13 protein-coding genes and 1 pseudogene are annotated in these 15,527 nt (G+C 38.3%); 1 reads left to right on the top strand and 13 read right to left on the bottom strand.

The window, feature by feature from the left end:
* Positions 1-41: 41 nt before the first annotated feature.
* From AB5213_RS02575 to AB5213_RS02540, 8 genes and pseudogenes are all read right to left on the bottom strand, one after another.
* A complete protein-coding gene (locus AB5213_RS02575; protein ID WP_007886453.1) occupies positions 42-476 on the bottom strand; it encodes a hypothetical protein in 435 nt (144 codons plus the stop codon).
* 327 nt (positions 477-803) lie between these two features.
* Positions 804-1,409: a hypothetical protein gene (locus tag AB5213_RS02570; protein ID WP_233543707.1), complete on the bottom strand. Its 606-nt coding sequence runs from the start codon at positions 1,407-1,409 to the stop codon at positions 804-806.
* A gap of 38 nt (positions 1,410-1,447) precedes the next feature.
* Entirely contained in the window at positions 1,448-2,308 is an 861-nt protein-coding gene (locus AB5213_RS02565) for a contact-dependent growth inhibition system immunity protein (RefSeq protein ID WP_007884653.1), read from the bottom strand.
* Positions 2,309-2,374: 66 nt separating this feature from the next.
* The gene (locus tag AB5213_RS02560) at positions 2,375-4,276 is read right to left on the bottom strand and encodes an RHS repeat-associated core domain-containing protein (protein WP_346997018.1); all 1,902 of its coding nucleotides are present in this window, start codon (positions 4,274-4,276) and stop codon (positions 2,375-2,377) included.
* A gap of 654 nt (positions 4,277-4,930) precedes the next feature.
* Positions 4,931-6,136 carry a tyrosine-type recombinase/integrase gene (locus tag AB5213_RS02555; RefSeq protein ID WP_009244191.1) on the bottom strand — a complete coding sequence of 402 codons (1,206 nt, stop codon included), beginning with the start codon at positions 6,134-6,136 and terminating at the stop codon, positions 4,931-4,933.
* A gap of 67 nt (positions 6,137-6,203) precedes the next feature.
* Positions 6,204-6,389 carry a helix-turn-helix domain-containing protein gene (locus AB5213_RS02550; protein ID WP_004844108.1) on the bottom strand — a complete coding sequence of 62 codons (186 nt, stop codon included), beginning with the start codon at positions 6,387-6,389 and terminating at the stop codon, positions 6,204-6,206.
* Positions 6,382-7,519 (bottom strand): annotated as a pseudogene (locus tag AB5213_RS02545) (replication initiation factor domain-containing protein). Before AB5213_RS02545 ends, AB5213_RS02550 begins: the two are co-directional and overlap by 8 nt.
* Positions 7,520-7,632: 113 nt before the next feature.
* Positions 7,633-7,965, bottom strand: a complete 333-nt coding sequence (locus AB5213_RS02540; protein ID WP_009244196.1) for a hypothetical protein — start codon at positions 7,963-7,965, stop codon at positions 7,633-7,635.
* Between the two features lie 283 nt (positions 7,966-8,248).
* Between AB5213_RS02540 and AB5213_RS02535 the strand changes: the two genes are divergently transcribed.
* Complete coding sequence (locus AB5213_RS02535) at positions 8,249-9,088, top strand: helix-turn-helix domain-containing protein (protein WP_004844111.1); 840 nt, start codon at positions 8,249-8,251, stop codon at positions 9,086-9,088.
* Positions 9,089-9,258: 170 nt separating this feature from the next.
* On the opposite strand, the gene AB5213_RS02530 is transcribed toward AB5213_RS02535, so the two are convergent.
* The 5 genes from AB5213_RS02530 to AB5213_RS02510 form a co-directional block, all read right to left on the bottom strand.
* On the bottom strand, positions 9,259-9,627 hold the full coding sequence (locus tag AB5213_RS02530; RefSeq protein WP_004844112.1) for a hypothetical protein: 369 nt from the start codon (positions 9,625-9,627) through the stop codon (positions 9,259-9,261).
* Positions 9,620-10,753: a hypothetical protein gene (locus tag AB5213_RS02525; protein ID WP_004844113.1), complete on the bottom strand. Its 1,134-nt coding sequence runs from the start codon at positions 10,751-10,753 to the stop codon at positions 9,620-9,622. Before AB5213_RS02525 ends, AB5213_RS02530 begins: the two co-directional genes overlap by 8 nt.
* A 232-nt stretch (positions 10,754-10,985) precedes the next feature.
* Positions 10,986-14,249 carry a hypothetical protein gene (locus AB5213_RS02520; protein WP_368276278.1) on the bottom strand — a complete coding sequence of 1,088 codons (3,264 nt, stop codon included), beginning with the start codon at positions 14,247-14,249 and terminating at the stop codon, positions 10,986-10,988.
* Positions 14,200-14,535 carry a hypothetical protein gene (locus AB5213_RS02515; protein ID WP_055158805.1) on the bottom strand — a complete coding sequence of 112 codons (336 nt, stop codon included), beginning with the start codon at positions 14,533-14,535 and terminating at the stop codon, positions 14,200-14,202. The genes AB5213_RS02520 and AB5213_RS02515 overlap by 50 nt, the downstream gene beginning before the upstream one ends.
* Complete coding sequence (locus tag AB5213_RS02510; RefSeq protein WP_015513340.1) at positions 14,532-15,245, bottom strand: LytTR family DNA-binding domain-containing protein; 714 nt, start codon at positions 15,243-15,245, stop codon at positions 14,532-14,534. The genes AB5213_RS02515 and AB5213_RS02510 overlap by 4 nt, the downstream gene beginning before the upstream one ends.
* Positions 15,246-15,527 lie beyond the last annotated feature (282 nt).

Genomic DNA, 15,527 nt, shown 5'->3' with positions numbered 1-15,527 from the left:
AATTTACCTGCCTATTAAATAGCCGACGAAAAACGCCATAATTATTCAATTTTTGATAAATTTTTTAATTTTTTTCTCAAACGGTTTCTTTTGGTATAAATCGTCTGTTCTGCCATTCCCATAATCTTAGCAACTTCTCTTCCAGAATATCCCCATGTACTGAGTAAGAGGATTTCCAGTGTCTGATGCTCCGTTTCTTTCAATAGTTCATAGATTCGCTTATCACCTATGTGATCCAGAAGCTCCTTTACATCCCTTGCAAACAGCTCGCTGTCCTTTTCTTTTATGGAATCCATATCCTGCATCGTTTCATCCAGATGTTCCCGGTATCTGCGCTCTTCCAGAAAGTCTTCCCTGTCCATCTGGCGCAGCTTTTGGATCTTCTCTTCTTCCATTCCCAGTTCACGCAATTTCTTTTCTTCCTGTTCTTTCCAATAATTCCACTTTCGTTCTTCACTTGTCTTGTTATAAGCCATTTATCTTTCCTCCGATCTGATTTTTGATATAGAAATCAAATCGGAGCATGGCGGTGACCGGATAGGTACGTTATAATGTTCGAAAAATGTCGAAGAAAAAAATGCTGCAACCTCTTCGATTACAGCACTTTTTTCCATCTTACGTGAATATTTCTTGTTGGTTCATAGGAGATTCCTTCTTTTTCTCATAATGAATAAAAGACTCTTGTCATCCATTATTTATTATAATTTTTCTACTATTACAATAGCTTTTTTAACAAGTTTTCTTGTCTTGGAGTTTAAAAGAAAGCTACCAGTTTTTTTCCTCTGATAGCTTTCCATTCATTCTTATTCTGTTGGGAACATCGCTGCTTCCAACTTATTCATCTCTGTATCCAAAAGACCATATTTTCCTGAGTTATCTTTTTCCACGGATACGTTTACAGTAACAGCTTTTCCATATCTGTTCTTTTCAAGACTCTTCTGGACACTTTCTGTTAATACAGCTGCAAAGACTTCCGGATCATTTCCATCCAATCCCTGCTTTATTTTTTCATTGCTTACCTCTGTAGAGCTTTGTTGCAATGTCTGAAATACATTGGATGGTTCAACTTGTACACTTACTGTATAGACTCCATCCTCTTCTTTCACATCTTGTACTTTGTATTTTGCCAGTTTCTTTACTTCTGTCAGTTTTTCCGCATAATCAGCAATTCCTTTATCCGTAATGTTATCGGAATCATCAAATTGCTGTTGGATACTCTCATTAAAATCCTCTTCGATTTCTTTCTTGGCATCTTTTTCCGAGATTTCTAACAGATTCGCATAGTCCTTATATTCTCCATGATAGTGTGCATCAAGAGAACTTTGGACGTAGGATTTGGCATCAAAGTCTGGTTGTCTGGAGCAAGCTGATAACAATATACATACTATAATTCCTATACTTATGCACAAAACACAATTCTTCTTTTGCATATTCTCTCCTTCACGCTTTATTTATCTTCAATTTTTATCGAAAATAACATTTTTAAATACTGTTCTATTGACTCCTTTTGAACTTTTCTTTCAATATTATATGGAATGCACATAAAAAACTCCACATAACCATTATCAATAAAACTCAGCAATACTTCTCCATTTTCTGTTAAAAAATGTACATATTTTTTATTACATTTACTTTCAAATTTAATATTCGACATTTGCTTGTATATTTTTTTGTAATGATTTTTTATGCTTACTTCATCTGTACAATCAGTTCCATCACCTATCAAAAAAGAAATATACAACTTATCATAATCTTCATTTCTATATGTCATATAAGAATCTGTATGACCATCACCAATATTTTTATAATGCTCATTTGGAATCGAATAACTAATTATTTTCCCCTCTAATGTTTCAAATCTTTCTGTTTCATCAATTCTAATTTCACATGGTTCAAACATTTTTTTTATAAACAAGCCCAATTCATAATCCGACATTTCTATAAAATTAATATAATCTTTTTCTTCCGTTTTTCGCGAATATCCCCCTCTATTATTCCGTTCCCATCTTCTAATTTCTAATTCATCTCCATTTTGTTTCAAATCAATTCTTTGATAATTCTTGGAAAATGTTGGAAAACTTTTATATTTTGTTTGTTTCCAAAAATTGTTTAATTGAGATTCGTCTACTTTTGGGGAACTTTCTGCAATTTTTATTCCTTTTCTAATTGCACAGCCTATCTTATCTATTGTTTCTTCAGCCATAATTTCAATTGTAGGTTCGATAGAAATATAACATCCCATAAACCTTTCAATGGCATTAGGCACAATTAAGAAACCATATTTTTGATTATAATATACAGAAATCATATCCGTTTTCTCCTCTCTATTACTTAAGGGGAATAAAATATTCCCCTTAAGCTATTTACTTTGCTATTATTTTCCTACTGTAATAATGAGTTTAACACCTTTATCAATACCATGTTTTGTAGCATTATTAACTGCATTTATCTGAGCTTCGCTTAATGTTACATTTGGAACAACTACTTGTAATTGTCTACCCACTATTTCTTCCGCATTAACAAATTTACCATTAAATGTTTCTCCTATAAATCCTGAAACTTTATTAATGTCCTTGACAATTACCTTTTCCAATTTATTACCATTTTGATAAGTCTTTGCACCTAAGTCTCGGCTTTTAACACTAGTCACAACACCATTTTCTACTTTATCTATGGTCGGGAAATTGTGTCCCAAGTTATTTCCCATAGCTTTGTCAATAATATCTCCTCGCTCTAATGGTGGTTTTTCCCAAGTGCCTTCTGGCAATTTTGTTTCGGTTACTTCTGCAACTAATTTTTTAAACGATTTATCAATCCCATCATTATGGGTACTTCCTGCACTCCTTACTACATTCAAAAGTTTCCCAGCCCCATAACTAAGGCCACCCATAACGCCACCTGTCACTGCTCCTGCAATACCACCGACTAACGTATCTTTTGCTACTTGTTTCAGACTATTTCCAGACAAACCTGAATTCACTGCACTATATGAAGCTCCACCAATAGCTCCAATAACTGCTCCTGAAACCATCGCCGTTCCTAAGCCACCCATTGCTGGCAATGCTGCCAGAACTGCTCCTGCAGCCAAACCGCCTGTTGCAGCAACTACAAGACCAGAAACTGTAACCGCAGTTATACCAATGGCTACTTTTTTCACCGCATTCCAGTCTACTTTTCCAAGCTTATCTGTAATACGATTTGTTGTCGTACACATATGTCGTACCACTTCTGAGCGGATTTCTGCCGTTCTTTCTGAAACATAGGATTTGAAAGATGTATAAGTTTTTCCAATTTTCTGTACCCCATTGCTTACAGAACGAATAAACTGACTTCCTCTGGATGTGATCTTTTGATATGTACTGCTACTGGTTACACGATTTTTCACAGATTGATATGTCTGTTTTGCATGTTTAGCTGCATTTTTGGCAGTTTTTGCTACCCCCTTCACTGTGTTAACAATAGTTTTTGCTGCTTTCTTAGCTGTATTTACTACTGTTTTGACTACCTTTTTCGCAGTATTAACGATTTTCTTGCCGACACTCTTGACTGCTTTCGCTGCTTTTTTAGCTGTACTCTTAATCCTGCTCCACAATGAATGTCCTGTCGGATCACTGTAATTCAGCGGATTATTGGTCGTATAATCGTAGCGGTTTCTGGTCAATGGATTTTCTGTCGTTCCAAGGTCACTATCTTCAGTTGTAAAGGTTCCGTTCTCTGCGTTATAGTATCTTGCCCGCAGATACTGAAGTCCTGTTTTTACATTTGTGGACTCCCCATTGTAACCGTAGTAATTGACACCGTCTGCTGTTCCTGATGTAAGGTTACCGTATGAATCATACTGATAACTGTTCGTCAGATTAGCTGTTTCGGTCAGGATTCCGGTCACGCTGTTTCTTCCGTCATATAAATAATAACTGCTTTCTTCCGATTTATCAACGCTTACCCGTTCTCCGATTCCACTTTCTCCATAAGTATAAGCCTGACGTACTTTCTCGTCTGCTCCATACTCTGCAAGGACTTCTGTATTCTCGCGATTGATATCGTTGATATACTCTGTCAGTGTGTATCCTTTGGCATTGGAACCGCCTTTTACCAGAGAGGCAAGCTGCTCTTTCGGGCTGTTTCCATCTTCGGTACGCTGGTTCGCCGGGATCAGGACTTCATCGCCATAGCAGTCTTCCCATTTATAGGTGTTATCAAGTTCGAATACCCGGTTGTTATCTCCATCGTACATGGCTGCCATCAGGACTGTTCCACCCTGTTTTACTACTGCCAAACGATTCTCTGCTGTGTATTCATAAGTAACCGGATCTGCACTGTTTGTCTTATCACATTCCTGGATCAGATTGCCATCTTTATCATAGCTGTAGGTTGTTCCCGGATCGCCCCAGATCTTTGCATTGGTGCGTTTGATGAGCTGGTTGGAATCGTTGTACTTATAGTTATATTTTGCTTTGCTGACACCATCCTCGATCTTCTCGTAAGAGGTCCGGTTTCCAATCTTGTCATAAGTATAATTATGGACTGTCTTTTTACCGCCCTCTGCTTTTTCTGTACAGCGTGTCAGTTCCCAGTTGTCATCGTATTCATAGGTACGTGTCGTCTGGATCTCTTTTTCCTGATGCTCACAGTCTGCTTTGTCTGTCTCTTTCTGTGTATCGCCCCAGTTGTACCAGTCTTCCCAGCTTGGCGTCTTTCTTGTTCCAGCTTCCAGTTCCGTAGCTGTTTCTCCAACTACATATCCCTGATCATTGTACTTGTACTCATTCCTTTAGATAACTATAAAACAACGAAGCCCGTTAGCCCTTGTGGTTAGCGGGTTTTCGCTGTTCTGTACTTGTTGCAAAATCCGCTTCGGTCAAATCTCGGTCAAATAATTTTCTAAAGAAATGTTGCACCTTTTCTATTCTCTTTCTTATTCTTGTTCTGATTATATGATTTCCTTATACAAATTCTGTAATTTATCCATTTCCGATTTTGCTTTATCATCTGTGACGTGCGTATACAAATCCAGTGTGATTGCTATGGAATAATGTCCGAGGAATCCTTGTACTACCTTTGCGTCAATCCCGGCTTCAAAACAACGCGTTGCAAAAGTATGACGAAGTGCATGTGGATAAAAATGCGGAATCGGTATAAACACTGTCTTGTTTTTCTCTGCCTGCTTTTTTCGTTCCTTATTGATAGATTTTTCTATCCAGTCTAACGTCACTTGAAAGGTGTGTTCTGTAATCGGTTTTCCGTTCTTTCCAACAAACACAAGATTTTCAAATCCCTCTAATGGTTGCCATTCACTAGCTGACAACTGCATTTCTTTCAACTGAATCCACTGACGTTTTAAAGCCTTATACACACTGTCCTGCATGGGAATCGTCCGTATACTGTTCTTTGTCTTTGGTGTCTGGTACTTGAATACATACTTCTTTGTTTCCTTATCTTTGATATACACCAACGTTTTATTTACAGAAATTTCCCGTTTCCGAAAATCTACATCATCCCATGTAAGCCCAAGCAGTTCTCCGCCACGCATTCCCGTTCCGAGTGCTACCTGTATGAGATTCTCGTGTATTCTCTCCTTTGCGTGTTCCAATACTTCCCGTTGTTCTTTCACAGTCAGTACCCGTATCTGTTTTGTCTTTGTTTTGGGAACTTCCACTCCTGCACATGGGTTGAATGTAAGAATCCTGTTATGCACTGCATATTTGAACATAGCATTGAGAATATTATACACATCCCGTATAGTCTTTGTGCTGTAATCATCATCTGCCATATTCTGAAGCAGACGTTCCAAAATAATCGGATTAAAATCTGCCACACGTTGTTTTCCTATCTGCTTCTTTATGTAACGTCTGTAAAAATCATCATAACGTACTTGTGTACTCTCCTTGATAGTCCGCTTCTTATGGGTATTCAGCCAGATATCAAACCATGTATCCAGAGTGATATTATCGCCCTTTCCTTTCAACCCATGCTTGACTTCATAGCGTAAATCTTCCATTTCTTGAACTAACTTTTTTAAGTCCGCATTATCTTTTGTATACGTTTCTCCTTTGTAATAAAACCGCCCTCTGTAAATTCCGCTTTTTCTCTGCATAATTCCCGGCGGTAATGGATTTCCTTTTAAGTCCTTGCCCAATCTGCACGCTCCTTTCCGTGCAAGGACTATCAGAACTGGTCTGACAGTATTATATGCTTATTTGTGTTTATACTGCAATTACTTCATATTTATTTTTCAGATTATGCCCTTCGTTTTTCTTCAAAAACTGGTCTAAAACCTCAGAGCGTATAAGAATCTTATTTCCAATCCTTATGACCGGAATCTTCTGCCATGTAATCAGCTTTCGCAGATTATTTCTTCCAATTCCCGTATACTCTGACGCTTCATTCACTGTAAGGGCTTTCTTTGTCTGTATCGTTTTCTGTGTATGTTCTGTCAAAGATTCTCCTTTCTTCTTCCCTCAAAAGGAAAGATTTTTTATAGTCCTCATATATGCGTTGTTGTTCTTCGTTCATCTGCCCCCGTTCTATTAGCTGGCGGATATAATCTCTGTTATCCAGTTTTCCGATTTTATCCATTAGCTTTAAAGAGGGCGAAACTGCTACGTTCAGCCACTGCCATGTTCGTTCCAGTGTCTTTTTCTCTGGATTCATGGTCAACTTTATCTTCCCTACATCCTGCATGATTTCTTCCCACGGGGGATAAGTAGGATAAAGCCGTTTTCTTGTAACCGTGCTGTTTTCCGGCTTCTGTAAAAACCGCACTTTCTCGTTTAATACAGACAACGCAATCCGTGCCACATCCCTGTCTTTCAGAAGTTCTTCTACTAATCTGACCGCTTTTTTGTGCCGGAATCGAAGTTCATATCTGTTCCAGTCCGGGTTGAGTTCTTTTCCGAACTTTTCTGCCTGTTCATATCCCTTTTCATAGAATGTAATCCGAAAATCACTGTGTTTACTGCCGAGATATAGTGTTTTTCCCTGCGCTTCTATTTCATCCTCTTTCAGTCTATCAGAACGATTCTCTGCTGTATCACGCAACTGACTAGATATCAGCCCCTCGTTTTTCAGACGAATCAATTCCGGGATAGACAGATAAGGCTTTGTATCGTCGATTGCCAAGTCTATCCTCGGAAAATTCACCGGGTATCTGCAAACTCTTTCCAGAAAATCAAACCATGTTTCCTTATTCATCATAAGGAAATTTTCATAATTCCTGCACCCCGAACCACTCATAAGAATCTGAAATCCCTCATACTGTGCATTTCCTGTCGGTTTCAGAATCTTGATATTGTCAAATCTTGCTATCAGTTCGTGTCCAGCAATTCCTTTTTCCTTACCATGCAGTTCCATAAAACTCAGTGGAATCCGCAAGATATCTTCTATGATTATGAACACGTCTACACCTTTGACAGTAATCTGACACCAGTCAATCAGTGCTGTCAAATCTTCTTTCTGACGAGTTACCCCCCCTGTTAGTATAGGGGGGTTCTGAAATTTTCATTACCTCTGTTATCATCATCCCTGCCTTTCGTAGTATGCCGTGGCTTTCGCCACGTTCCCGGAACTTCTCTACTCCCTTTGCTCCTTTCACGCTGTACGGAGCAGTCCGCAGAGAATTTCCGGGAACAGTCTCTACACGTTTCCTTTTCCGGTAACAACACGGATACCCTTGCAGGAGATTCTGTCCACCAATACCGGGAAGTTTCCTCTCTGCACATAAGGGGCATATACCGCTTCTTCTAGTTCTACCACTGTGTAAGGCTCTACCTTTGGAAGTTCTGTTGCTTCCAGACGGATATCTACGCTGTTTCCAAGTTTCATGCTTCCGAGGTGAAGTTTCAATGCTTCCACTTCCTCGGTTTTCTTCCGGGTTTCCTTATCATACTTGTAGCAGTAGTCTGCTCCCATGTAACGGAGTTCCCCGAACGCTTCTCTGACCTGTTCTTTTGTCAATGTAATCTGCATGCTACATTTCTCCTTTTTTGAAATCATGGTGAATGAGTGTCTGGTAAGTGTGACAAGTCCTTTTCATATCCACGTCTATATTTATTTCATTACTTTTCTCCTTACCTCTTAACCTCATCATAGACCTGTTTTTTCTTCTTGCCAACAATTATTTTACTTTTTCCCTTACTTTTTATTTTTGTATTTCAAACGCTTAACTATATCTTTTTATAACTTATTATAATTTTACCCTTACATTTATCCTTATCTTGTGTTATGATGAAAACAGAAACGAGGTGTGCATATGTTTGTGAATAAAGAAGCAGTAGGAAAACGAATTTTACAGATACGCAAGAAATACGGTTACAGTATGCAGAAGTTTGGGGAAATCATAGATAATGCCCCGAAAGGCTCTGTAAACAGTTGGGAAAAGGGTGTGAATCTTCCCAATGAGAAACGCTTGAAGCAGATTGCCACGTTGGGCAATATGACGCTGAATGAACTTCTGTATGGTTCATTTAAAGAATATGTAGATATGCTTATCACAGAAAAACTGGGGATTGAACTGCCGGAAGAATTTACCAGAACTTTCTATTCTCTTTTAGAGCAGAACGGATTTACCTACGGGGATGATATCGAGATTGTCCGGCTTGTAAACGGCTTTCTGACTTATCATAACCTTACAACAAAAGAAACCGCCATTTTCTATCAGCCAACTGCATACTCCGGCGATTATTTTGACGGTATCATACAAAAAGCGGATTCTTCCGTTCTGGTCTGCCGGGCATATGCAGATAAGGCAAACAACACCTTACATATCATTCCGGCTTTTGAGAATGGACAGACTGAGGAAGTAGCAGACTTCTTTCATGCACTGAAAAGCATAACCGCTCCACACAACAACAATTATTTCACTTCCGGCTTTCTGACACTCGGACTGGCATTGAGAGATTCCAAAGTAATTATCTATGGAATTGATGAAAAACAGGGAACAGCACAGGTAATCCCTTACGAATATGATTGCGAATCAGACGCTTATATCCAGAATGAACATCTGTCATATACCAGACAGGATAGCTTTTTCCGAGAAGCCACGAAAGAAGCGGTCTATTGGAAAATGCAATCCGACAGAAGTAACCCATAAGATAAACAAGAGGACTTGCAAGGTTTGTGACCTTTCAAGTCCTCTTATGTATCATGATGGTATTGGCTGTGTCCGTTCCGTAAAGGACTGCCCTACGGCGTCTCGGCTTCGCCTTGTTCCTTTACCTCACTAATAATAATGTTCTGATAGCAGAACTCTTACTTATACTTTTATCTTACTATTCTTTCAATTTTTACCGTTTCACCATCAATATTATACTTAAAAAAATAAAATTTAATAACATTTCCTTCTGATACTTGTTCTAGATCACCTTTACACTTAGTACAATCTAAACTAACTTTTGTCGTATCAAAAAATAGACTACTTTCTTCCTTCTCATTTAGTTCTATTAAAAGTGTATCAAAAGTTTTCTCTACAACAACCCCACTCAAATGAAACCAATGAGAATTATCATCTCCACTAGAACGCAACTCCATATTTTGACGATTCTCCTTAAAAACATTTCCTTTTACGCCAAGCACAATTAATACTATTGCAAGCAAAAGTATGATTAACAAAATCAATCGTTTCTTATCCATTAAATGTAGTCCCCGATATGTCTGTCCAACTATCAAAATCAAAATTCAAATAACGTACTGTATCCCCCCATCCATCAAATACCATCAATGTATGTACTGTATTTCCAGAATTATATGCTCGCAAAGTTGCATATCCCTCTGCTGCCATTGAATGCCCCGCACGTTCTCCAGTATCACTGCTAATTATACCACAATGGACAACTGCTATATCTCCTCTATCAATGCAATTAGTGAAAAAATTATAATTGGGACTATAGTCAGTATTTTGTGTTACAGAAACATTCTTTCCAGCACAAAAGTCCACAAATCCAGGTCCAATATTGCCAATAGTTGTTGAACCATATGTTATTCCTCCACTCTCCGATGAAACTGTCGTTCCTGTTGAATCCCAAATATCCATATAATCACCTGCAATATCTGTATAATCAACAGCATTATAATATGCACCACATGCTAATAATGCACTAACTGCACATGCATAATGTCCTGTTACACTTTCTATATACGGCTCATTAAAGGAAATAAATTCTTGAAGATGATTTGTTGAAACAAGCGTGTAGTTTTCATAAACTTCATCAATATCTAGCAAAACCTCATCCCAAGTAGCTGGGTCTTTTCCCCTACTCTCATTCAAGGACAGTACTGTTTTTTCTAATGTTTCACCATAATTCGTTCTAATCTTTCCCAAATTATCAACAATACCATATTCAAACGGAGCTATTTTATATATTTCAGAGGTATTTGCTTTTTCACTAAATACATTTGCTTCACTTTGATAAATCACCTCATATGGATTTGCTGAATTATTACCAAATGAGTATTCTGATATCAAAGATTCACACGTAGTATCAAAAACTACATATCCATATGGTTTGTTTTCTAAATTGTAATTTACAATATATCCAATAGCTTGACCTGTTGTATCATAAAATTTTCTCGGATTATTAGCAACAATATTGCTATTTTCTCCTATTCCCTTTGCAAAACGTTCTGCCATCTGTATCGCCAAATCATCCGTAACATTTACAACAGAAGTATTCTCCGATGCATGGACAGGAACTATTGACATAATAGTCAATATAAAGATTGTCAAAAGTGAAGCAAATCGTTTAAAAATTTTTCTCATAAATATCCTTCCTCCTTAGATTATATATTTACTTTAATATTATATCTTATTCCCTATTTTGTCTATATTTTTTTATGTTTATTTCAAATATTTCATTCTATTTTATTTTTATCAAACTATTTTCAAACAAATCCAAACAAAGAATCTCGGGGCAAATTTCGGTCAAATCAGGATAAATAAATATAACACTTTATATGTAAGTCAATTTTAAAAAAGCCTGTAATTCCGGGCTTTACAACACTTTGTAACACAATATAAACCAGTTCGATAATCCCTCATAAGTACTGATTACTTTGCCGCAGGAACCACAGGTATTCACAATCTTTGTGATATGATCTTCTGCATCGTAAGATACTTCCGTCTTTGTTCCATTACTTCTAGTAACTTCTGTCACACGGTTCAGTGCATCATGCTTGTAAGTGGTTACTTTTCTATTACGGTCTGTCAGTTTTACCAGATTATCATTTAAGTCGTATTCATAGCTGATCTTTGTCCCATCCGGGTATACGATTGCCTGCAGATTATCTGCGTCATCATAAACGTAGCTGACATCCTTTTTCGAACCGCTTGTCACTTTGGTGATTCTTCCAAGTGCATCGTATTCGTAGCTGCTCTTGCCTGTCTGATCCTTCATGGATACCCGTTCCCCGGCACTGTTATATGCGTAGGTCACGTCCTTTTCGGATGTCTCGCCTTTTGCGTCCTGATAAGATTTCTCCAACAGGTCATTCAGTTTGTCGTAATCATACGTGGTTTTCTTGCCGCTTGCCTGTGTATGTCCGGTCAGTCTGCCTTTTTCATCATAGTCGAATTTCTCCGTTCTTCCTTCCGGATCTTTGATGGATGTCAGGTTGCCTTCTAAGTCATAAGTATAATTCGTTGTCTTATTTGCTGCATTGGTGAAGGTCACCAGGTTATCCATGTTGTCGTAACCATAAGTTGTTACACCGCCAAGGGCATCAGTTACTTTGGTCAGGTTGTCATTCTTGTCATATTCCAGATGGCTCTTTAATCCGGTCTTATCTGTAACAACCTGAATATTCCCATGTGCATCGTAATCAAATCCCGTTGTGAATCCACGCTTGTCTGTAATAGAAGTTACCCTGCTGTCCTTATCATAGGTATAGGATTCCTTCTGCCCCAGTGCATCGGTCTCTTCTGTTACACGGTTGTCTTTATCGTAGACTGTCTTTGCAACATAGCCCATCGGATCTGTTACAGATGTAACATTATAATTCTTATCATATCCATAGCTGGTCTTTCTTCCACCCGGTTTGGTGATCTCAGTAATATTTCCTGCCGGGTCGTAAGTGTAAGCAGTTATCTTACCAAGCGGATCAGCTGCAGAAGTCATCTGACCTGCCAGGTCATAACTGTAGGTATTGCTCCGTCCAAGCGGATCTGTCTCCTTCACCAGATTGCCATACTTATCATAAGAAAAGCTGGTTGTTCCATCCAGTGCATTGGTAGAAGACTTCATGTTATGGAGCTTATCGTAAGTATAAGTAGTGGTACTCTTTAAGCTGTCGCTTTCTTTTACCACGTTGTCCACTTTATCATAAGAGAAATTTTTAGTATAACCCAGTGGACTGGTCATACTCTTCAGACGTCCGGCTTTATCATAACTATAGGTATACTCTCCACCATTCGCCTGTGTCATCTTTGTGACATTGTCATTCAGGTCAACACTGTACTGTGTCTCATTTCCCTTTGCATCCGTTACAGAAATGACATTGCCATGCTTGTCGTAATCATATTTGGTAACTGCTCCCTTTGGAGAAATCTGTTCCGTCATGTTACTCAGGCTGTCATATTTGTATTCGGTAATGAGTCCCATCGGATCTTTTGATTTGGTAAGATTTCCAATGGCATCATAACGGTATTCATTTGTTTCTTTTAACGGAGAAGTCTCACCGATCTTGCGGTCCAGTTCATCATACTGGTAGGTTGTCGTATTTCCATTTCCGTCTGTCTGGGATACGAGATTGTCATTTTTATCGTAAGCATACTTGGTAACCGTACCGTTTTCATCGACAGATTCCGTCACATTATCATTTCCGTCATACTTAAAGGTGCTGGATGCTCCCAGTGGATTTGTCTGAGAAATAACCCGGTCTTTCTTATCGTAAGCGTATTTATATGTGGCTTCCTCTTCTTCTGTCATGGATAACTGGTTGCCGACTTTATCGTAGGTAAAGGTTGTTTTATGACCTTCCGCATCCGTTACCGCTGTAATGCGGTCCATAACATCATATTCATAAGATGTGATACTTCCGTCTGCTTCAGTAAGTTTCAGGAGTCTGCCGTACTGATCGTACTTGTATGTTGCTGTCCTGCCAAGTTCATCGGTCTGTGTCAGTACATTTCCGGCACCATCATAAGTATAATCCATACTGTTTCCACCATTGTCGGAGGAATGGATCAGGTTGCCTGCTCCGTCATATTGATAGGTAATTACGAGTCCCTGTGCATCCGTACATTTTACAAGCTGTCCGATGGCATCGTACTCCATCAGCACCTTGTCCCCTGTCGGCAGTATTATGGATGTGTTATTTCCCTCTTTATCATACACATAACTATACGCATTGCCGAGGGCATCTGTCATCTTTGTGCTGTTGCCCTGTGAATCGTATTCGTAAGTGGTCTTTCCTTTCAGGGCATCCACCGTCTGTTCCAGATTGTCGGTGGAATCATATTTCATTGCTGTAATGTTGCCCTTTGCATCGCTTACCGATGTCATGTTTCCATTACCATCGTAAGTCATGGTACTGGTATTTCCATTTTCATCGGTAGAGGATACCAGATTTCCATTTAAGTCATACTTCATGGATACGGTATATCCAAGGGCATCTTTGGATGTAGTCAGATTTCCTGCCTTGTCGTAAGCATAAGTATCTGTTCTTCCCTCTTCATCGGTAGAAGATACCAGATTTCCTGCTTTATCATAAGTATATGTGGTAGTTCCACCTTCTGGGTTGGTTTCACTTAAGCGGTTTCCTGTATTATCGTAGGTATAAGTCCAGGTTCTTCCACTGTCATCTGATTTTGATACCAGATTGTCTGCCGCATCATAAGTATAAGTGGTAACTGCACCTAATTCATCTGTCTCTTTAGCGAGTCTTCCGCAGTTATCATATTCCTTGGAATGGCTGCTTCCATCTCCATAAGTAATCTTGGTTTCATTTCCTAATGCGTCATATTCATATTTGGTTATATTACCAACTGCATCTTTGGACTGAAGCACCTGTCCAAGAGAATCAAACTTGGATACGGTTGCATTTCCATTTCCATCGGTATATTTTTTCAGATTTCCTGCTTTGTCATATTCATAGAGCTTTGTTCCAAAATCTTTATTACTCTCTTCTATGACACGTCCCATGCTGTCATACTTATAAGTAATTGTATTTCCTTTTGCATCGGTTGCTTTGACCTGCTGATAATTCTTATCATAAACGTAGCTGATCTGATTTCCTTTCGGATCTGTACCACTGGTCATCACATAAAATTCCCATAATATATACCATAAGTGTATTCCAGACATGATGTTGCCAGTCTGCCTGATATGCCACTGTTATAATTAACAGAGCTATCAGCTCAAAGATCAGATCTCCGTACATCGTTCCCCACTGCATGCTTCCCCAGCATGAAAGCAGATATGCACAAAAATATGCAAATAGCTTTTGTGTATCCTCATTTTTTGGATACAGGATGGTATTGTAACGGAACACAGTATAAATCCAGAATAATTTACTTGTCAGATAAGTGATCAAATGGATATTCATAATCTTTTCTTCTCCGTTTGTAATAGTCTTTCCCTGACCTTCTTGCGATTTGCTTTACTGATACTGAGACGTGTCTTGTCTTTCATAACCACGTTGTCATATTCGTAATGCTCCACGTGTTCCATATTGATGAGATAGGACTTGTGAATCAGTAAGAAATATTCTTCTGTTACATCCGCTACATCCTTTAATTTTCCTCGATATTCATATTCTTTTTCCGATGTCACGATATGTACTCTTTTTCCCAGACTATAAAAATACAGGATCTTGTCATAAGAAATCTTGTGGATTCCTTTTGTATCCGTATATTCAAATATTTTCTTCCGTTCTTTTAACAGTTCCCGTAATTCACCTATCACCCGGAAAAGTTCTTCCTCTCGGATTGGCTTTACAAGAAAATCAAATGGATGAATACGGAATAATTTCATAGCATATTCCTGATATGTTGAAATATAGGTAATCCGCAGTTCTTTTCCATAATTTTTCTTTCGTATCTCCGTTCCGATATCAATTCCATTCTCATGTTCCAGACAAATATCAAGGAATAACATATCGTAGGATTCTTCTTCCAGCCTGTTAAGAAGCTGCTCCGCAGAATAGTATATTTCTATAGATATCTGACAGTCATTCGCTTTCCCATAATGGAGCAGCTTCTGTTCTAACCAATTACATAGGATGATGTCATCATCACAGATTGCAAGTTCTAGCATATTTTCTTACCCTCAGTCTTTCGTAACACGACAAATGGGGAAAAGAATCCCCTTCAATTCTTTTCCCGAATGGACATCACTAATTTTGTGTCATTTTTCCGATGCAACAGCACCACTTCCTTTGCTGTCTTATTTTGTCCTCTATATAATAAACACTTGAACAAGAAAAAACTGTCGCCATTTTATAATTTATTTATATTTTTTATGTTTTATTTATATTTTATCCAAATATTACAGCGATAACTAATAATGTCACCCCCTGCATTATTCTTTTTATTTTTA

It is taken from the genome of Coprococcus sp. RTP21204st1_G4_RTP21204_210225 (assembly GCF_040915385.1).
In the GTDB taxonomy this organism is placed as follows: domain Bacteria; phylum Bacillota; class Clostridia; order Lachnospirales; family Lachnospiraceae; genus Allocoprococcus; species Allocoprococcus comes.
This window is presented reverse-complemented; position numbering and strand designations above follow the sequence as displayed.